Annotated in this window: 14 protein-coding genes; 5 read left to right on the forward strand and 9 right to left on the reverse strand. The window is 71.6% G+C overall.

The window, feature by feature from the left end:
• The 5 genes from DEJ27_RS04125 to DEJ27_RS04145 form a co-directional block, all read right to left on the reverse strand.
• Window positions 1-855, reverse strand: a complete 855-nt coding sequence (locus DEJ27_RS04125) for a glycosyltransferase family 2 protein (protein ID WP_110861223.1) — start codon at window positions 853-855, stop codon at window positions 1-3.
• Window positions 852-2003 (reverse strand): glycosyltransferase family 1 protein, encoded by a 1152-nt coding sequence (locus DEJ27_RS04130; protein WP_220035369.1) that lies wholly within the window; start codon window positions 2001-2003, stop codon window positions 852-854. Before DEJ27_RS04130 ends, DEJ27_RS04125 begins: the two co-directional genes overlap by 4 nt.
• Window positions 2004-2077: 74 nt before the next feature.
• Complete coding sequence (locus DEJ27_RS04135) at window positions 2078-3097, reverse strand: glycosyltransferase family 2 protein (protein WP_181420096.1); 1020 nt, start codon at window positions 3095-3097, stop codon at window positions 2078-2080.
• Between the two features lie 14 nt (window positions 3098-3111).
• Window positions 3112-4341 carry an ABC transporter ATP-binding protein gene (locus DEJ27_RS04140; RefSeq protein ID WP_110861217.1) on the reverse strand — a complete coding sequence of 410 codons (1230 nt, stop codon included), beginning with the start codon at window positions 4339-4341 and terminating at the stop codon, window positions 3112-3114.
• Between the two features lie 3 nt (window positions 4342-4344).
• Window positions 4345-5244, reverse strand: coding sequence for an ABC transporter permease (locus tag DEJ27_RS04145; RefSeq protein ID WP_111090379.1), 900 nt, complete (start codon window positions 5242-5244; stop codon window positions 4345-4347).
• Between the two features lie 370 nt (window positions 5245-5614).
• On the opposite strand from DEJ27_RS04145, the gene DEJ27_RS04150 reads away from it, so the two are divergent.
• Together DEJ27_RS04150 and DEJ27_RS04155 are read left to right on the forward strand one after the other, a co-directional pair.
• Window positions 5615-6013 (forward strand): hypothetical protein, encoded by a 399-nt coding sequence (locus DEJ27_RS04150; RefSeq protein WP_110861213.1) that lies wholly within the window; start codon window positions 5615-5617, stop codon window positions 6011-6013.
• Window positions 6013-8526, forward strand: a complete 2514-nt coding sequence (locus DEJ27_RS04155) for a hypothetical protein (protein ID WP_111090380.1) — start codon at window positions 6013-6015, stop codon at window positions 8524-8526. Before DEJ27_RS04150 ends, DEJ27_RS04155 begins: the two co-directional genes overlap by 1 nt.
• Before the next feature lie 101 nt (window positions 8527-8627).
• Here DEJ27_RS04155 and DEJ27_RS04160 read toward each other — a convergent pair whose 3' ends face one another.
• The gene (locus DEJ27_RS04160; RefSeq protein WP_146244647.1) at window positions 8628-9947 is read right to left on the reverse strand and encodes a glycosyltransferase; all 1320 of its coding nucleotides are present in this window, start codon (window positions 9945-9947) and stop codon (window positions 8628-8630) included.
• A 106-nt stretch (window positions 9948-10053) separates the two neighbouring features.
• Between DEJ27_RS04160 and DEJ27_RS04165 the strand changes: the two genes are divergently transcribed.
• Entirely contained in the window at window positions 10054-12579 is a 2526-nt protein-coding gene (locus tag DEJ27_RS04165) for a glycosyltransferase (protein WP_375231889.1), read from the forward strand.
• Window positions 12576-12821, forward strand: coding sequence for a glycosyltransferase (locus tag DEJ27_RS04170; RefSeq protein ID WP_111090407.1), 246 nt, complete (start codon window positions 12576-12578; stop codon window positions 12819-12821). Before DEJ27_RS04165 ends, DEJ27_RS04170 begins: the two co-directional genes overlap by 4 nt.
• A gap of 71 nt (window positions 12822-12892) precedes the next feature.
• On the opposite strand, the gene DEJ27_RS04175 is transcribed toward DEJ27_RS04170, so the two are convergent.
• Window positions 12893-14758, reverse strand: coding sequence for a hypothetical protein (locus DEJ27_RS04175; RefSeq protein WP_111090382.1), 1866 nt, complete (start codon window positions 14756-14758; stop codon window positions 12893-12895).
• A 120-nt stretch (window positions 14759-14878) separates the two neighbouring features.
• Complete coding sequence (locus DEJ27_RS04180) at window positions 14879-16180, reverse strand: O-antigen ligase (RefSeq protein WP_111090383.1); 1302 nt, start codon at window positions 16178-16180, stop codon at window positions 14879-14881.
• A 90-nt stretch (window positions 16181-16270) separates the two neighbouring features.
• Between DEJ27_RS04180 and DEJ27_RS04185 the strand changes: the two genes are divergently transcribed.
• Entirely contained in the window at window positions 16271-17638 is a 1368-nt protein-coding gene (locus tag DEJ27_RS04185; protein WP_110861203.1) for a hypothetical protein, read from the forward strand.
• Between the two features lie 37 nt (window positions 17639-17675).
• Here DEJ27_RS04185 and DEJ27_RS04190 read toward each other — a convergent pair whose 3' ends face one another.
• The gene (locus DEJ27_RS04190; RefSeq protein ID WP_146238561.1) at window positions 17676-19055 is read right to left on the reverse strand and encodes an O-antigen ligase; all 1380 of its coding nucleotides are present in this window, start codon (window positions 19053-19055) and stop codon (window positions 17676-17678) included.
• Window positions 19056-19069 lie beyond the last annotated feature (14 nt).

The raw sequence follows: 19069 nt of genomic DNA on the forward strand, positions 1-19069 counted from the left end.
CTACTTGCGCGTGACCCAGCGGGCTCGGAGCGACAGACCGGCGTGCAGCACCACACGGAGGGGCAACAGCCACCACGCCCGGTACTTCCGCGACAGGAACCGGTACGCGCTGCGGTGGTGCTCGATCTCCATCCGGCGACGGTTCGACGACGTCGAGTGCGCCCCGGTGTGGGTGACCACGGCGGTCGGCACGTACACGTTCGCGCGACCGGAGCGACCCACGCGCTGGCCCAGATCGACGTCCTCGAAGTACATGAAGTACGACTCGTCGAACCCGTCGAGCTGCCGGAACAGGTCGGTGCGGATGAGGAAGCACGCGCCGGAGAGCCACCCGGCCTCACGCTCGACGACCTGCGTCGTGGACCAGTACCGCTGGCTCCAGGGGTTGGCGGGCCAGAACCGCGAGAACGCCGCGTGGCCGAGTCCGGTCCGGAGCGACGGCAGTTGGCGCGCGGACGGGTACGTCTCGCCCTGCTCGTCGAGGATCCGTGGCCCGAACGACCCGCCCGTCGGCAGCCGGTCGGCGGCGCGCACGAGTTCGTCGATCGATCCCGGTGCGAGGACGACGTCGGGGTTCGTGACGAGCAGGAACTCGGGGCGGACGTCGGGCAGGACGTCGTCGAGGGCGCTCAGCGCGGCGTCGATGCCCCCGCCGTAGCCGCGGTTGCCCCCGGAGGACACCACGACGGCACCGTAGGACTCGCCGATCGCCCGCAGTGCGTCGAGGTCGGCCGACCCGTTGTCCGCGATCACGACGGCGACCGGCTCGGACGACGCAGCGGCGACGCTCGCCAGGAACGGCCGGATGGTCTCACCGGTGTTGTAGGTGACCGTCAGCACCGCGACCCGGATCACCGTGCACCCCCGGCGACGGCGGAGTACGCGTCGACGTGCACGGCCGCGGTGGCCTGCCAGGTGAACACGTCGGCACGCGCCAGCGCCGCCGCCCGGTGCGACGCCACGAGCGCGGGATCGTCGAGCAGCGCGGCCATCGCCTCGGCCAGTGCGGGAGCGGACGGCTCGGTGTACACGGCTGCGTCCCCGCCGACCTCGGGCAGCGACAACCGCCGGGTGGTCAGGACGCAGGCGCCTGAGGCCATCGCCTCGACGACCGGCAGGCCGAAGCCCTCGCCGAGCGACGGGTAGACGACGAACTCCGCGCCGCCGAGGTAGCCGGACAGGTCCTCGAGGGGCAGGTAGCCGGCCTCGATGACGCGGTCGTCCGGCTGCAGGGCGTCGAGCCGTGCGATCGCGGACTCGTCCCACCCGCGTGCCCCGGAGAGCACGAGCCACGGGGTGTCCGAACCGGCGGCCGCTCGCGACGCCCGCACGGTGGCGTAGGCGTCCAACAACGTCGTGACGTTCTTGCGGGGCTCGATGGTGCCGAGGAACGCGATCCAGGGTGCACCCTCGGGCAGCGTCGCCGCGATCCGCGCGTCCTCGACCTCGGCGATCGACGGCTCGTGGAACACGGCACGGTCGACGCCGAGCGGTGCGACCCGGACGTCCGCGCGGATCCCGCGGACGACCCGCGCGGCCTCGGTCGCGGTGGCCGCACTCGGCACGATGACGACCGGGCGGGTGCGCAGCGAGCGACGGCTCCACCAGGTGAAGAACGTGCGCTTCAGGCGGGAGTGCCACTCCGGGTTCGAGAAGAACGTGGCGTCGTGCAGGGTGACGACGGATCCGCCGCGCCACCCGAACGGGAACGTGTAGTGCGGGGAGTGCAGCACCCGCGCGCCGACCCTGCGGCCGAGTGCCGGCAGGCCGGTCTGCTCCCAGAGGAACCGCAGCGGCACGGAGTCGGTCCACGCCGGCGCGGTGTGCACGGTGGCGTGCGGCGCCACGGCGCGGAAGTGCTCGGCGTGCACGGGTCGGACGACCAGGTGGACGTCGAGCGCCGGGTCGGTCAGGTGTGACACGACGCCGTCGACGTACCGGCCCACACCGCCGAGTTCGCGCGGTACCGCGGTCCCGTCGACGAGGACGGTGAGCTGCGGCACGCGTGGGTCCTTCCGAACGGGGGCGCCACGGTCGGGTCCGTCGGCGGGGGAGTGACCAGGATATCCCTCCGCGCTCATGCGCCCGGGTCCACGCTGCGACGAGGGACGGATGCGCGCCGCGACTCGCGGAGCCGGCGCGCGAGGTGCGACGGGAGCGCCCCGACGACGTCCGCGAACGCTGCCAGGACGAGCCGGGCCTCCCGGCGGGTGGACGCGGTGAGCAGTCCGCGCAGACCGCGGAAGAGGGTCCGGGCGCTCGCCCGCAGGACGGTCGGCCACGGTGCGTGCCAGAGCGCGACGACCATCCGGTTCCGGGCGTTGCGGAAGAGGAACAGGTCGCTCTGCACCCCGGACGACGCCGAGTGGTCGTGTTCCACGACCGCGCCGGCGGCGTGCTCGACGCGCCATCCACGTCGGCGGAGCCGCCAGGCGAGCTCGGTGTCCTCGTAGTACATGAACAGGGACTCGTCGAGCAGGCCGACGTCGTCCAGCGCGCTCCGCCGCAGGGCCGACGCGCCGCCGGAGAAGCCGAAGACGTCGACGTCGGCGACGCGGTCGACGGGCGCGAACCAGTCCCGGTCCATGCCGTTGCCGTCGCGGTCGACGCGGACGCCGGTGGAGTTCAGGCGGACCTCGCCGTCCGCCGACGGCGTCCAGGGACGGCCGTCGTGGTCGCGCAGCACGCGCGCGTCGGGGGCGGGTTCCGCACCGGCCGGGAGGCCCGTCCAGCGTCCGGCGAGCACGATGCGGCCCGTCACCGCCGCGACCTCCGGCCCCGCTTGCTCCAGGTGGTCGCGGAGCGCCGCGACGAAGCCGGGCGCGGGGACCGCGTCGTTGTTCAGGAGCACGACGACGTCGGCGTCGGTGTGCCGGATCCCGGTGTTCGCGCCGGCGGCGAAACCGCCGTTGTCGTCCCGCGCGATCACGACGGCGTCCGGCAGGTCGCGGCGGAGCACGGCGACGGAGTCGTCGGATGATCCGTTGTCGACGACGATCACGTCGTCGGCGGTGCCCTCGGCGAGCACGGCGCGGACGGCTGCGGTGGTCAGGTCGGCGCGGTTCCAGTTGACGACGACGACCGCGGTGCTGGTCACGCCGTCGGGGATCGTCAGGCCAGCTCCTCGATGGAGGGCTTCGCGTACACGCTGCCGACGGCGTCGCCGAACGACGGCACCTCGAACGAGTCGCACTCGGGCAGGTCGTGCAGGTGCCGACCCGCGGAGTCCATCATCGACACGTTGATGAAGTACTTGCCGGTGCCGAAGTTCGTGTCCGCGATCCGGAGGCGGAGCTTCTTGCGGCCGTGCAGCGGGTCGAGGTGGATGCCCATGATGCCGGTGGTGGTGCCGTACACCACCTGTCCGGCCGTGTTGTTGATCTGGACCGCGGCCTCCCAGTCCTCGACGCCGTCCAGGTGCTCGAACTCCATGTCGACCAGCAGGTCGTCGCCCGGCGTGACGCCGTCGCGCTGGCCCTTGCCGTCGGCGTGCACCGAGGCCGCGATGACCGTGCCGCGGCCGACCGCCACGTCGGCGCTGAGCTCACCGGCCCGGCGCTCCTCGAGGACGTCGCGGAACAGGCTGACCGCACCGATCGGGTCCCCGTCGTGCAGGACCTTGCCCTTGTTCAGGAGCACGACCCGGTCGCACATCTCCTGCACCTGGCTGAGGGAGTGCGTGACGATGATGATCGTCTTGCCCTGCTCCTGGAACGAGCGGATGCGGTCGAGGCACTTGCGCTGGAACGCCTCGTCACCGACGGCCAGTACCTCGTCGACCAGCAGGACGTCGGGGTCGGTGTGCACGGCGACCGCGAAGGCGAGCCGCACGTACATGCCGGATGAGTAGAACTTCACCTGGGTGTCGATGAAGTCGCCGATCCCCGAGAACGCGAGGATGTCGTCGAAGCGTTCCTCGGTCTCCTTCCGGGTCAGGCCGAGCAGGCTCGCGTTGAGGAACACGTTCTCGCGGCCGGACAGGTCCGGGTGGAACCCGGCGCCCAGCTCGAGCAGCGCTGCCAGACGACCGCGGCGCGCGACCGTGCCGGACGTCGGCTGGATGATCCCGCCGATGGCCTTCAGCAGGGTCGACTTGCCGGAACCGTTCTGCCCGATGAGCCCGACGGTGGTGCCGGCCTGGATCGAGACGGTGACGTCGTCGAGCGCCCAGAAGTCCTGCCGGTGCTTCCGGCCGGCACGGCCCAGGGTGACGATCCGCTCGCGGATGGTGTTGTCCTTGCGGACGACGAACCGCTTGCGGACGTGGTCGATGACGATGACGTCCGGGCGGTCGGTGTCGGCGCCGGAGGTCGCCGGGGCGACGGGGGTGCTGATGGCCATGGTCTAGAGCTCCTGCGCGAAGTTGCCCTGCAGCCGGGAGAACACCCGCTGCGCCCCGAGCAGGCAGAAGAGCCCGATCACGAGGGCGATGCCGAGGCGCATCATGAGGTGCGGGGGGTAGTCGACCGGCGTCGGGTGCAGCCAGATCGCGTTCTGGAGTCCGAGCACCGACAGGGTGAGCGGGTTGTTCGTGTAGACCGCCAACAGCCACTGCACCTTCAGCTCGGCGACGACCATCGAGTACGAGTAGACGATCGGCGATGCCCAGAGCAGCACCATCAGGCCGACGTCGATCACGAACTGCACGTCGCGCAGGTACACGTTGAGCGCGGACAGCACGAGCCCGATGGCCGCGCCGTAGACCAGGATCACCAGGAGCGACGGGATGAGGTAGATCAACCCCTCGTGCCAGGGGAAGACCCCGAGCGCGACGGTCGCGGCGATGAGGATCGCGAACTGGATCAGGAAGTTGACCAGGGCGGCCCCCACGCTGGCGAGGGGGAAGACCTCGCGCGGCACGTAGACCTTCTTGATCAGTCCACTGTTGCCGACGATCGACCCGGTGGAGCCGGCGACGATCTCGCTGAAGAGCGTGTAGGCGGTCAGGCCGGTGAACACGTAGATCGCGAAGTTGTCGATCGCTCGTGACGAGCCGAGGATCTTGCCCATCACGAAGTAGTAGATCATCAGCTGGGTCAGCGGACGCACCAGCGTCCACACGAACCCGAGGGCCGAGTCCTTGTACCGCGCCTTCAGGTCGCGGCGGATGAGCATCCCGAGCATCTCGCGCTGACGGAAGACGTCGCGCAGTTCTCTCCAGGTGCCTTTGAAGGCGCTCGTCGGAGCGCCGATCACGACGAGGGGCTCCTTGGCGAGCGCCGTCATGCGGGCTTGGTCGACCATACGTCTCTTCGTTCGTGGGGGCAGGACCGGAACAGCATACTCATTGCACAGCGGGGGAACGCCGCGCGTCCCGTGCGCGGAACCCCTCGCGACTCCGCCCCCGTGCGGGGGCCAAAGTGCGCGAGAACAACTCTCAACCTTCACTTTGGGGTTACCGTTGACGCAACCCGGACCCTTGTCAACAACCACAGGACGGCCCGTCAGCATGCAGCTTGCTCCACGGTCGATCGCTGCGCTCGCGGTGGTCGGTGCTCTCAGTCTCTTCGCGGCGGGGTGTTCCTCCGGCGACGACCCCCGACCCGCGCCCAGCGCGTCGCGGACGCCCAGCGCGACCCCGACGACGTCGCCGAGTGCGACCCCCTCGACGCCCGTGTCGACCCAGCCGACCGCGGAGCCGTCCGACGACGACGTCCCGACGGCGTTCCCCGGCAGCGGCGAGACCCCGCAGCCCGACGTCGACCCCGGTGACTTCCCGGCGACGGCGGTCGTCACGTTCTCCGGTTGGGATGCCGGCAGCAAGACGCTCCAGGCGGGCGGCCTGGTGTCCGGCACGACCGACGCCTCGGGGACCTGCACCTTCCAGGCGAAGAAGGGCGGCGTCACCCGCAGCGCGACGAGCACGGCCCAGGCCAGCGCCTCGTCCGTGAACTGCGCGCAGGCGTCGTTCCCCGCGAGCCAGGTGTCGACCGGCACGTGGTCCATCACCCTGCAGTACTCGGTCGGGTCGAAGTCGACCACGTCCGAGCCGATGACGGCGGAGGTGCCGTGATGCGTTCCATCCTCGACCGTGGCGGTCGCCGTCGACCCCTGCGCGCGGTGCTCGGCATGACCGCTGCCCTGGCGATCGCGGTGAGCGGCCTGACCATCGGCACGATCGTGTCCGAGCAGACGACGACCGAACCGGCCTCGGCCGCGGTCGCCGCCAACTTCGACCCGGGCAACATCATCAGCGACGCCAACTTCTACGACGGCGGCGCGATGAGCGGATCGGCCGTCCAGTCGTTCCTCAACAGCGTCGCCCCGAACTGCAAGCGCGCCTCCGGCGGCCCGGCCTGCCTGAAGGACTTCACGCAGAACATGAGCGCCATCGGGGTCGTCCCGAACCGGTGCTCGGCGATCCCCGGCGGCAACAAGTCCGCCGCCACGGTCATCGCCCAGGTGGGTGCCGCGTGCGGGATCAGCCAGAAGGTGCTGCTGGTCCTGCTGCAGAAGGAGCAGGGCATCGTCGCGACGAACTCGCCGACGAGCTACATGTACCTGCACGCCACCGGCTTCGCCTGCCCGGACACCGCACCGTGCGACCCGGCGTACTACGGCTTCGGCCAGCAGGTCTACGCCGCGGCACTGCAGTTCAAGCGCTACCAGGCGTCGCCGACGTCGTGGGCGTACCAGGCGGGCCGGAACAACTCGATCCTCTACAACCCGAACGCGGCGTGCGGGCGCAAGACGGTCTACATCAAGAACCAGGCGACGGCGGGCCTGTACATCTACACCCCGTACACGCCGAACACGGCGGCGATGTCGAACCTCTACGGCACCGGCGACTCCTGCTCGGCCTACGGCAACCGCAACTTCTGGCGGATGTACACCGACTGGTTCGGATCGCCCACCGGTGGGTCCTCGCCGATCGGGCACGTCGACTCGCAGTCCGGCGGCGTGGGCGGCACCATCACCGTGCGCGGCTGGACGGCCGACCCGGACACCACCGCCGCGATCAGGGCGCAGTTCTACGTCGACGGCGTCGGCAAGGCCTCGGTGATGGCGAACGCGAACCGCACCGACCTGGCCTCGCGCCTCGGCTCGGGCAACACCGCACACGGCTTCCAGACGACGCTCACGGGCATCACGCCGGGCAAGCACACCGTGTGCGTCTTCGGCATCAACGTCGGCGCGGGCGCGAACACGCTGCTCAACTGCGGTGACGTCACCGTCCCGGCCGCGGCCCCGGTGGGCAGCCTCGAGACCGTCACCGGCGGCACCGGCACGATCGCGGTGAGCGGGTGGGCGCTCGACCGGGACTCGTCCGCCGCGACCGCCTACAAGGTGCAGGTCGACGGTGTCGGCGCGATCTCGGCGACCGCCGACGTCCAGCGGACCGACATCGCCGCGAAGTACCCGGGTGCCAGCAGCACGGTCGGTTTCTCCAGGACGATCCAGAACGTCGCGGCGGGATCGCGGACGGTGTCGCTCTGGACACAGGACAAGCCGGGTGCGACCTGGGTGCGCGTGGCGCAGAAGGCCGTCACCGTCACGGCGTCGACCGGGACCTCCGGCGCCGTGAAGGGCTCGTTCGAGTCGGCCACCGGCGGCATCGGTTCGGTCGCGCTGAAGGGCTGGGCGATCGACCCGGACACGTACGCGTCGGTGCGGTACAAGGTCCACGTCGACGGTGTCGGAGCGGCGGCCGGCAGTGCGAGCGCTGCGCGCAGCGACGTCGCGAAGTCCTACCCCAAGTGGGGATCGTCGCACGGCCTGGCGACCACGCTCACCGGCCTCACGCCCGGCAAGCACACGGTCACCCTCTGGTGGCAGGACCTGCCGAGCGGCACCTACGTCAGCGCCGGGACGAAGACCGTCACGGTCGCGGCCCCGCCGTCGACCGGCACCACCGGCAAGACCGGTGCCGTCACCGGCTCGTTCGAGCAGGCCACCGCCGGTCCGAACACCGTGGCCCTGAAGGGCTGGGCGATCGACCCGGACCGCTACGACCCGGTCAGGTACAAGATCCACCTCGACGGCGTCGGTGCCGCCGCGGGCAGCGCGAACGCGGTCCGCGCGGACATCGCCGCCGCCAAGCCCGGGTGGGGTGACGACGTCGGGCTCGCGGTCACCCTCACGGGCGTCAAGGCGGGCACCCACACGGTGACGGTCTGGTACCAGGACCTGCCCGGTGGGAACTACGTCAGCTTCGGCACGAAGTCGGTGACCGTGAAGGACGCCGTCCCCGCACCCACCGGCAAGACCGGAGCCGTGTACGGCGCCTACGACGCCGCGACCGGCGGCCGGGGGACCGTCGCCGTCAGGGGCTGGGCGATCGACCCGGACACGTTCGCCCCGGTGAAGTACAAGATCCACCTCGACGGTGTCGGCGCGGCCTCCGGCAGTGCGAACGCGGTCCGGACCGACGTGGAGCGGGCACACCCGGGATGGGGTTCCGACGTCGGTCTGGCGACGACGCTCAGCGGCGTCAAGCCGGGCAAGCACACCGTGCGCATCTGGTACCAGGAGCTGCCGGGCGGGGCCTACAAGGACTTCGGCACCAAGACGGTGACGGTCTCGTAGCGGGTCCGGGACGACGGAACGGGAGGCGCGGTGCCAGCTGGCACCGCGCCTCCCGTTCCGTCGTCGTCCCGTCCGGGGCGCACGCAGCCGCGGGAGCGGTGTCAGCCGCGGCGCCGGAGGGCTCGTGCCACGCCGCCGAGCCGGTCGAGGGCACGGAACTCGGCGGAGTGGGTGAGGGCGTCGTACCGGGTCGCGATCGCGTCACGCTCGGCCTCGGCGCGCCGTCGCGCCGCCTCGGCGTCCTGTCGGGCCCGGTCCAGGACCGCGACCGCCTCCTCGGACACGATGAGCCGGCGGTTGATGTCGTCGACCCCGGCGCGGTGCACGTCGCGCTCCTGCTCGGTCGCGCGCAGCACCTCGCGCTGCAGCGTCGCCCACCGCAGCAGCGGGTGCCGCGTGCCCGAGCGGGTCGCTGCACGCTCGAGCGCGGCGTCGAGCGACGGGGCGACCTGTTCGGCTCGTCGGGCGTACGAATGGCGTTCCACGACCACGTTCCGGAGCCGTTCGGCGCGGTCGTCGCGCTCGTGGGCCGGCATGGCGATCGCGCGCTCGAGCGAGGCGGCGTCGGTGAAGACCGGGACGTCGGCCAGGCCGAGCTCGTCGAGACCGAGCGCGCAGTTCGTCACCGGCAGCGCGCCGCACGCGAGCGACTCGTACAGGCGTGAGTTGAGGGTGCCGAACTCGGCGGCCGGCGCGATGACGTCGTCGACGACGAACGCGGCAGCCCGGTAGACCTCGGGCAGGGCGAAGTACGACACCGCCGGACGGAGCTCCACGCCCGGGGCGGCGTCGACGTGCTCCACGTTGGCGGCGAACCAGACGACGGGCTCGGCCGGTGCCACCTGCTGCAGCACGTCCTGCACGCCGCGCCTGGCACCCCAGAAGTTGACGGTGGTGACGGTGCGTCCGGTCCGCGGGCCGGGCGTCCCGTCCACGTCGGGCCGGAACAGGTCGAGGTCGACGCCGATCGGGACCACCTCGACGGGGACGTCGACCACCTCGGACAGGGCGTCGCGGGCGATCGAGGACGACGCCCACACGGCGTCGAACTCGGCGAGGGAGGGCGACGATGCCCACTGCGCCGTCCAGTTGCGCACCCACGCCACCGTGGCGGTCCGGGACGGTACGAGCCCGGGGACGAACGACTCGATCATGCTGACGAGCACGGTGGTGTCGTCCGGGACGTCCTCCGCCCAGCGGCGGATCGGCCACAGGTCCACGCCCCAGCCGTGCGCACGCAGCGCACGGGCGAGCCCGAGCGCGACGAACAGGTCGCCCTTGCCCTCGGTGGTGTCGTCCGTCGACACCGCGAAGCGGATCGTCCCCCTGCTGCCCGTCGCTTGGTCGCCACGAGCGATCGCGTCGTACTCGGCGGCGAGCGGGGACGGAGCGGGGGCCGTGGGGATCGAGTGGTGCGTCACGGTGCCCATTGTGCCCGACCCGGGCGCGACCTCCGCCGAGCGCCGTGCTGCGCCTTGTAGGGTGTTGTCGGCCGTCGGGCATCCTCGACGGCCGGATCACCGACCCGTGCCGCGCCCGCGGCTGCAGCTGGAGGAACTCGCCGTGACAGAGCGCAAGCCAGGAGTCGTGTCCGTCGTTCTCGTGAACTACAAGGGCACGGACGACACACTGACGAGCATCGCCGAGCTCCGGAAGCAGGACTGGCCGCAGGACCGGCTCGAAGTCATCGTCGTCGACAACGGCTCCGGCCCCGAGCACGTCGGACGGCTCAAGGCCTCCGACCTCGACTTCACGTTCGTCGACTCCGGTGCCAACCTCGGGTTCACGGGCGGCTGCAACCTCGGCGTCGAGCACTCCTCCGGCGAGATCGTGGCGTTCCTGAACAACGACGCCCGTCCGGACACCGGCTGGGTGCGCGAGGCGATGGCGACCTTCGCCGCCGGCGCGGACATCGGTGCCGTGGCGTCGAAGGTCCTCGACTGGGAAGGCGTCAACGTCGACTTCACCGAGGCCGCGATGACCTGGTACGGGATGGGCTACAAGCCCTTCGCCGGGTCGCCGGACACCGGCCGCTGGGAATCCGAGACCGACGTGCTGTTCGGCACGGGTGCGGCGATGTTCATCCGCGCAGAGCTGTTCGAGCAGCTCGGCGGGTTCGACGACCGCTACTTCATGTTCTACGAGGACGTCGACCTGGGATGGCGGCTCAACCTGCTCGGGTGGCGCTTCCGCTACCAGCCGAAGTCGGTCGCGTTCCACAAGCACCACGCGTCGATGAACAAGTTCGGCGACTTCCGCGAGACGTACCTGCTCGAGCGCAACGCGCTCTTCACCCTGTACAAGAACCTCGGTGACGAGCAGCTCGCGGCGGCGCTGCCGGGATCGCTCGCGCTGGCCGTCCGCCGTGCCGTCGGCCGCGGTGAACTCGACTCCACCGAGCTCGACCTCCGCAACCCGGGCGACGACAGCGTCCCGACCATCCCGGTGCCGAAGACGAGCATGGCGGGCATCTACGGCGTCGACCAGTTCGTCGAGCAGCTGCCCTCGATGACCGAGTCGCGCCGCGCGATCCAGGCGAGCCGTGTCCGCAGTGACCGCGAGCTCCTCCGCCTGTTCGGCAACCGCGACGAGCCCGCGTACCCGATCGAGAACTACCTGGCCGGCTACGACAAGATCGTGCACTCGCTCGGCGTGCTCGAGGTCGGGACCCGTCGTCGCGTCCTCATCATCACCGGCGACTCGATCGGCGAGAAGATGGCCGGACCGGCGATCCGCGCCACCCAGATGGCGAAGCAGCTCGCGAACGAGCACGACGTGCGCGTGATCAGCCTCACGCGCTCGTCGCAGATCGACCCGTCGTACGAGGTCGTCACCGTGCCGCACCGTCACCCGCGGCAGATGGTCGAGCACGAGGCGTGGGCGGACGTCATCATCGTCCAGGGCCACGCGCTCCGGCTGTTCCCGGTGCTCGAGTCGACGCGCAAGATCCTCGTCGTCGACGTCTACGACCCGCTGCACCTCGAGCAGCTCGAGCAGGGGCGCAGCGACGACGTCGACCAGTGGAACCGTCAGATCCTCGACGCCTCGGACACGCTGAACCACCAGCTCGAGCTCGGCGACTACTTCATCTGCGCCTCGGAACGGCAGCGGATGTTCTGGCTCGGCCAGCTCGCCGGGTCCGGGCGGGTGAACGCCCGGACGTACTCGCGCGACCCCGACCTGCGCTCGCTCATCGGCGTCGTGCCGTTCGGCCTCTCTTCGACGCCGCCGGTGCACGACCAGCAGCGGGTCAAGGGCGTGGTGCCGGGCATCGGGAAGACCGACAAGCTCGTCGTGTGGGGTGGCGGGATCTACGACTGGTTCGACCCGATCACGCTCGTGCGCTCGATCGGCCGGCTCGCCGAGCGGAAGCCGAACGTCAAGCTCTTCTTCATGGGCGTGCAGCACCCGAACCCGGACGTCCCCGAGATGGACATCGTCGCCAAGGTGCGTGCCGAGGCCGACGCCCTCGGACTCACGGGCACGAACGTCTTCTTCAACGACGCCTGGATCCCGTACGAGGAGCGCGGTGCCTACCTGCTCGAGGCCGACGCCGGTGTCTCGACACACTACGAGCACCTCGAGACGACGTTCTCGTTCCGCACCCGGATCCTCGACTACCTGTGGGCCCGTCTGCCGATCGTGACGACCGCCGGTGACTCCTTCGGTGACCTGGTCGCTGCCGAGAAGCTCGGGATCGCCGTGCACGAGCAGGACGTCGACGGCCTCGCCGACGCGCTGGAGACCGCGCTCTTCGACAAGAAGGCCCGCGCCGAGTTCATCGGCAACGTCGACCGCATCCGCGAGCAGTTCACGTGGGAGAACGTCCTCGCGCCGCTCGTCGAGTTCTGCCGGAACCCCGTCCGCGCGGCCGACAAGTCGGTGCGCGACACCGTCTCGGCCGTCGAACCGCACCAGATGCGCGTGCGCGTGCCCGAGCGCAAGCCGCTGTCGGGCGTCCGCTACGACGTCGGCCGTGCTGTGCACTACTTCCGCACCGAGGGTCCGCGCAGCGTCGCGGGCAAGATCAAGCGGCGCCTGACGAACCGCTGACGCCGGTACCGGCACCGGCACCGGCCTCGGCCCTCGTCGACGTCCCGACGTACGACGAGGCCGAGAACGTCCGTGCCGCCGCGGCGGCCGTGCTCCGGGCGGTGCCGACGGCGCACGTCCTGGTGGTCGACGACGGCAGCCCCGACGGCACGGCCGGGGGGGTCCGCGACACCGCGTCGACGGACCCGCGGTGGCACCTGTTCGAGCGCAGCGGCAATCGAGACCTGGGCACGTGTCGCTGACGCACCGGTGCGACGGACGGGAGGCGCGGTGCCAGCTGGCACCGCGCCTCCCGTCCGTCGCCGGCCGCGTCTCAGACGCAGCTGACGTTGAAGTCCTGGCTCCCGACGACGTACTGGGCCATCCGCACCTGGCTGCCCGCGGTGAGGCCGCCGGCCGAGCACGCCTTCTGGGCGGCCGCGACGCCGTCTGTACCGACGGCGATCCAGCTCGGCAACCCACGGAGCGTCGAGGTCGTCGGGACGGTCCCCACGATCTGCCCGAACTGGTAGGCGGTCGAGTAGATGCCGATGGTCGAGACGCCGGCGGACCGGAGCGCGGCGACCATGCCCTCGACGTCGGCACGGTTCTGCGTCTGGTGGTCCTTCGCGTCTGCGGCACCGAGCCACGACAGCCCGGTCTCGACGTCGATCCACCAGCGGTACGACGCGGGGTTCGGGACACCACGGGTGTTCGCAGCCTCGTACGCACGGGTGTAGCCGTACATGTACGAGCAGGCGCTGTTGTAGGCGCCCTTCGTGCAGGTGCCGTAGGGGTTCGTGACGGTACGGCCCGCCGGGTCGGTGTTCGACGAGGGCCACACCGAGGCGTCCCTGCCGGGGTTCGCGGCGAGTGCGTAGAGCTGCGTCTTCGGCTGTGCGGTCCCGCCGGTCGACGCCGCGGCCCACGCGAGCTGCTGCGAGAGGGAGGGGTTCGTCTGGTTCGGCAGCGAACCGTTCACACCGACGATCCCGAACGCCTGGCCGACGGGGTAGTCCGACGGCGAACCGCCCTGCGGCCACGAGACGTCGGCGCCGAAGCCGGTCCCGCTCGAGCCGTCCAGGAAGTACCCGGCGACGTCGAGGTGGAGCTGTGCCGAGCCGCGCGAGACCTTGGCCTGCACCCGGCGGTCGACGCTCGACCCGGTGACCTTGGCCATCACGAGGTTCGCGACGGGCCGTCCGGCGCCGAACAGCTGCGTCGCCACCTGGGGGTCCTGTCCGGCCGGCGTGACGCGCAGGTACCCGGCCGTCGTGGGCTTCGTGACCTCGGCGTTGGCGACGACGGCGGTCGCGGTGCCCGGGACCCCGGCCACGCCGGAGAGCCGGAGGGTGCCCGCGGTCGTCGACACGGCTCCGGCGAAGGCGCGCGTGGTGTCGATCGGCACGAACACCGAACCGGTCGACGCGTTCGAGTAGTACCCGGCGACGTCCATGAAGACGGTCCCCGAGCCCTTCGAGAGCTTCACCTGCGCCGCACCACCGACGAGCTTCACGATCGCGAGGTTCGACAGCGACTGCCCGGCCGAGTACAGCTGCGTGACGACCTGTGGGTCCTGCCCGGCGGGCGTCACCCGGACGTACCCCGCCGTCGTCGGCCCGCTGACCTCGACATTGACGGCGACGGCCGTGGCGTCGGCGGGGATCCCGCCGCGGCCGGCGAGCGGCACGGGGACCGGGGTGGTGCCGACCGGGCCGCTGAACACGCGGGCGGCGTCCAGCGGTGTGTACGTCGCGCCGGCGCCGTCGGCGTAGTAGCCGGCGACGTCGAAGTACCCGTTCGCGGTGCCCGCTGAGAGCTTCGCCTGGATCGACCCGTTCACCAGGCGGACGGTCACGAGGTTCGCGATCGTCTGACCGGCCGCGAAGTCCTGGGTGGCGACGGTGGCGTCCTTGCCGGCCGGCGTCACCCGCACGTAGCCGGCGGCGGTCGGCTTCGCGACCTCGACGTTGACGACGACGGCGGTCGCGTTCGTCGGCACCCCGGCCGAACCGGCGATCTTCACGGCCTTCGGCGTGGTGCTGAGCCCGCCGGACCACACGCGCGTCGTGTCGATCGGCGTGTAGCGGCCGGTCGCCGGAGCTGCGGCGTCGGCCGCGGTCGCAGGTGCGACGACGGCGATGCCGGTGGCGGCGAGCGCGGTGGTCAGGACGAGAGCGAGGCGGCGGTGCAGACGCATGTGGTGCTTCCTTGACGACGAGGACCGTCCCCCTGACGGTCCCGGGCAGTCTAGGGGCACCCGGTGACGGGAGCGCGTTCGACGGTGCAGTGGTGTGTCCATCGGCACACGCCCCGCCGATCAGGTGCGGGGCAGGTGCCGACGCCACGACCGACGTCGTGCCGCGATGACGAGGACGGCCACGAAGACCATCAGGCCCGCGCCGTGCAGCAGGTAGCTCTCCGCCGTGCTGGTGACCGCGAGGAGTACCAGGACGGCGGCCGGCCACACGTAGGCGACGCCGGGGAACGTCGTCGCCGTCACCCAGGCGCGTGCGAACGCGAGCACGGCCGTCAGCCCGAGGATGATCGTGCCGGCGAGACCGATCTGCAGCCACGCGTCGATGAACGCGTTCAACCCGGACGTGAACCGGTGCCCGGCGGGGTCGATGAAGGTGACGTACGGGACGACCGCCTCCCGGGGCCAGGTCCCCACCCAGCCCCAGCCCTGGATCGGGTACTGGCCGATGAAGACCCGGATCTGCGACCACAGGTCGAGCCGCGTCGCGGTGCCGCCCGCTGCGCCGATCTCGGCGAGGACCCGGTGCCGGGCGAGCACGGCGACGGCGATCATGAGCAGCACCGTCCCGCCCAGGACGCCGTTGACCACGGGCCGTGTCGTCGGGCGGGCGTGCCGCAGCGACCACAGTGCGAGGGCGGTGACCGCGAGGGCGATCATCGCCAGACCGGTGATGGGTGACTGCACCAGCATCAGCGCGATCACGGCGAGGGCGACGGACCCGATCGCCCGCCAGGTGGTCACCGAGCGGGTGAGGAACTCGACGACGAAGGTGACGAGCGCCATCGCCGCGATGAACCCCATGAAGTTGCGGGTGCCGCCGATGCCCTGGATCGGGCCGCCGTAGGCGATGGTGCCCTGGATCCCGAACGCGGGGATCGGCAGGTCGAGGACGAGCCCGGACAGGACCTCGAGGCCGAGCGCGGCGACGAGCAGGATGCGGAAGGCGTCGCCGGACGCCCGGATGAGCTGCACCAGGTCGCGGCCGAGCGCCAGGTACAGGCCGAGGCCGATGAAGCAGACGGTGCTGACGAGCCCCCGCAGGGCGACCCACGAGTACTCGCTCCAGAGCACGCTCAGGGCGCAGTAGCCGACGAGGGCCAGGAGCGACAGCGGGAGGACCCCGTGCCACTCGATGCGGTAGCGCTGGCCGAGCAGGCTGAGCCCGGCGAGGACGACGAGGGCGACGAGCACGGCCCAGACCCCGGCACGGCCGACGAGCGCCTCGACCGTCGGCTGGCCGAAGGCGAACAGGACGATGACCGTCGCGAGCGCCTGGCTGAACCGTCCACCGGCGGAGAACCCGACCCACGCGGAGAGGTAGCGGCGCGCGAGCACACGCTTCGTCAACCGTCCGTCCGTCACCCGACCATCTTGGCGCACGCACCTCGGAGCCGGGCATCGCGGAGCGTCGATATCGCTGATCCGCGATGAACCGGCTAGCGTCGTCCGACGATGCAGCGCCCCGCGAGCACGACCTCCCGCCCGTTCCACGCCCTCGGCGTGGTCGGCGCCGCACTCCTGGTCGGCGTCGCCGTGGCCGCGCTCACGTGGTGGCGACTCGGTCCGGCGACCCGGGGGACCGTGTGGGCGGAGGACGGCGGCGTGTTCCTCCGGGAACGCCTCGCCCTCGGCCCGGTCGACTCCCTCCTGCACCCGTACGCCGGGTACCTGCACCTCGTGCCGCGGGTGCTCGTCGACGTCGCCTGGTCGCTGCCCGTCGAGGAGTACGCCCGGGCGCTGTCGGTCGGCGCCTGCCTGGTCGTCGGGGCTGTGGCGGCGACCGTGTTCGTGCTGTCCCGCGGTGTCGTGCCGCAGTGGCCGCTCCGTGCGCTGCTCGCCGCGGTGCCCGCCCTGCTGCCGCTCGCCCCGTTCGAGATCGCCGGGAACGCCGCGAACCTCCACTGGTTCCTGCTGTTCGCGGTGCCGTGGCTGCTCGCGTACCGGGCACGGACCTGGTGGGGCTCCGCCGTCGTCGCCGTCCTGACCGGCCTCGTCGTCCTCTCCGAGCTGCAGGCGGTGCTGTTCCTCCCGCTCCTCGGGCTCGCGTGGTGGCCGCCGCGTGATCCGTCCGGAGCCCGGGCGTGGCCCCGCGCCGTCCCGGTCACGGTGGTCGCCCTGACAGGCGGCGTCGCACAGCTCGTGACGGCGTCCACCGACCACCGGCCGCGCACCGCGGGCACGCCGGCGATCGCCGACGTGATCGCCGGCTGGGCGCTGCAGCCGGTCGCCGGCATCTGGAACCCCGACGTCGGAGCCGCCGTCCGCTCCGTGGTGACGCACGGCTGGGGCGTCGTGGTCGTCCCCGTCCTGCTCGTGACCGCCGTGCTCGTCGCCGCCGTCGTGGTCGCGCACTGGAGAGCCCGGTGGATGATCATCGCGCTCGCCGTGGCGTCCGGCGGTCTGTGGTGGGCGGCGCTGCTCGCCAACGGCGGCGAGGCGCAGCCCTGGGCGGCGCCGACCGTGACCCTCGCGGCCGTCCCGCCGCTGCGCTACGCCGCGGCGTCCGGTCTGCTGCTGCTCGCCGGCGCAGTCGTCGCGGCGAGCGTCCTGCTGGGGGACCAGCCGAGGCGGAAGGCCCCGGGCTCGGCACCGACCCGGTTCGTCCGCCTCCTGACCGGCTGGTGCGTCGTCGCGGTGGTGGTCGTCGCCACGCTGGGCAACGTCGGGCCGGGCCCGACCCGCCGGAGCGATGGTCCGGTCTGGGCGACACAGATCCCGGCGGCGGTCGCGGCGTGCGACGGGGACCCGACGGGCGCGGTCGCCGTCCGGAAGGCGCCGTGGTCGTCGCGAGTACCGTGCGGGCGACTGCTCGGGCGCTGACGGCCCCGGTGCACTCGATCAGCGTCCGACGGCGCGGTCAGCGCCCGCTCGGCAGCCGGAACTCGCGTCGTGCGGCCGGGGTGCGTGGGCCGTCGCCCGTGGAGTGGGGTTCCTCGCCGACCAGGACGATGCGCGTCTTGATCGCGATGAGGGCGAACAGCACCCAGTTGCCCTGGTAGAGCAACCGGGACTCGGCGACGGACTGCACGAGCAGTGCGACGACGACGAGCAGCGGAAGCAGGGACACCGGGTCGAACGGCCGTGGGACCTGCGTCGCCTCGTACCCGATGCGGGTCGCCGACGACCACGAGCGGTTCAGGGTGGTCAGGACGTACACGGCGAACAGGACCAGCCCGATCAACCCCGTCTGCATCCACACGTCCAGGTACGCGTCGTGGGCCTGCAGGTACGTCACACCCTTCCGGTGCGCCAGGTCGGCCAGCGTCGGGATGCTCGGCCACCAGTACCCGATCCAGCCCCACCCGAGCACCGGGTGCTGATCGACCAGACCGAGGACGCGGTCCCAGATCAGCCCGCGGCCCGTCGCGTCGGCACCCTTGCCGAGCATCTCCGAGACGGCTCCGCTCGCCGCCGACGAGACCACGGCGACCACCGCGGCGCCGAGCAGGACGACCAGGTACCGCGGGGTCCGCCGCTCGGTCGGGACACTCCGGATCCACAGCGCGACGACGAAGACGACCACGACGACGAGCGCCGCGACGAGCACGGTGGACGACCGCGTGAGCGCGAGCACCAGGGCGGCCAGGACCAGCCAGCCGACGGCACGGTTCCGCCGGATGCGCCCCTCGGCGAACTGCACGGCGACGGCGATGGCGACGAGCAGGGCCACCATGGCGAGCAGGTTCGCGTTGCCGGGCAGACCCTGGATCCGTCCGCCGGTCAGGAGCTCGGCCCGCGAGAAGTAGAACGCGTCCGGGATGTCCCGGTCGCCGTAGTCGGTCCAGACCGGCACGATCGGATGGCGCACGACCACGGCGACGAACGCCTCGAACAGCAGCGAGACCAGCAGCACCCAGCGCAGGGCGAGGCTCAGCGCGTCCAGGATCCGGCGCCAGGTGAGGGTGGACGCGACGGCGAAGGCCACCGCGACGCAGATCACCTGCGCGGTGATGCTGGCGAGCGTCGCGAGGCGCCAGTGCGACCACGCCACCGAGACCAGGCACCAGCCCAGGAAGAACCAGAGCGCCCAGGGCGTCCGGACGATCGGCGGACGCGCCCGGACCAGGATCGAGACACCCCACGCGGCGACGAGCGCCCAGAGGACCGCCCCTCCCACCCACGTGAGCGTGTTGGGGACGGCGTCCCCGGCGAAGAGCACGAACAGCAGGGTTGCCCCGAAGGAGAACGCCTCGCGCTCGGGGACGGTCCCGCGGGACAGCGGCCAGGTGTTCGTCACGACGTCAGGGTACG

The organism is Curtobacterium sp. MCPF17_018 (genome assembly GCF_003234135.1).
GTDB lineage: Bacteria > Actinomycetota > Actinomycetes > Actinomycetales > Microbacteriaceae > Curtobacterium > Curtobacterium flaccumfaciens.

Bases quoted from the DNA above. Each gene is read 5' to 3' on its own strand.
- DEJ27_RS04140 (WP_110861217.1), bottom strand. From the start codon at position 4,341: ATGGCCATCAGCACCCCCGTCGCCCCGGCGACCTCCGGCGCCGACACC.
- DEJ27_RS04145 (WP_111090379.1), bottom strand. From the start codon at position 5,244: ATGGTCGACCAAGCCCGCATGACGGCGCTCGCCAAGGAGCCCCTCGTC.
- DEJ27_RS04155 (WP_111090380.1), top strand. From the start codon at position 6,013: ATGCGTTCCATCCTCGACCGTGGCGGTCGCCGTCGACCCCTGCGCGCG.
- DEJ27_RS04175 (WP_111090382.1), bottom strand. From the start codon at position 14,758: ATGCGTCTGCACCGCCGCCTCGCTCTCGTCCTGACCACCGCGCTCGCC.
- DEJ27_RS04185 (WP_110861203.1), top strand. From the start codon at position 16,271: ATGCAGCGCCCCGCGAGCACGACCTCCCGCCCGTTCCACGCCCTCGGC.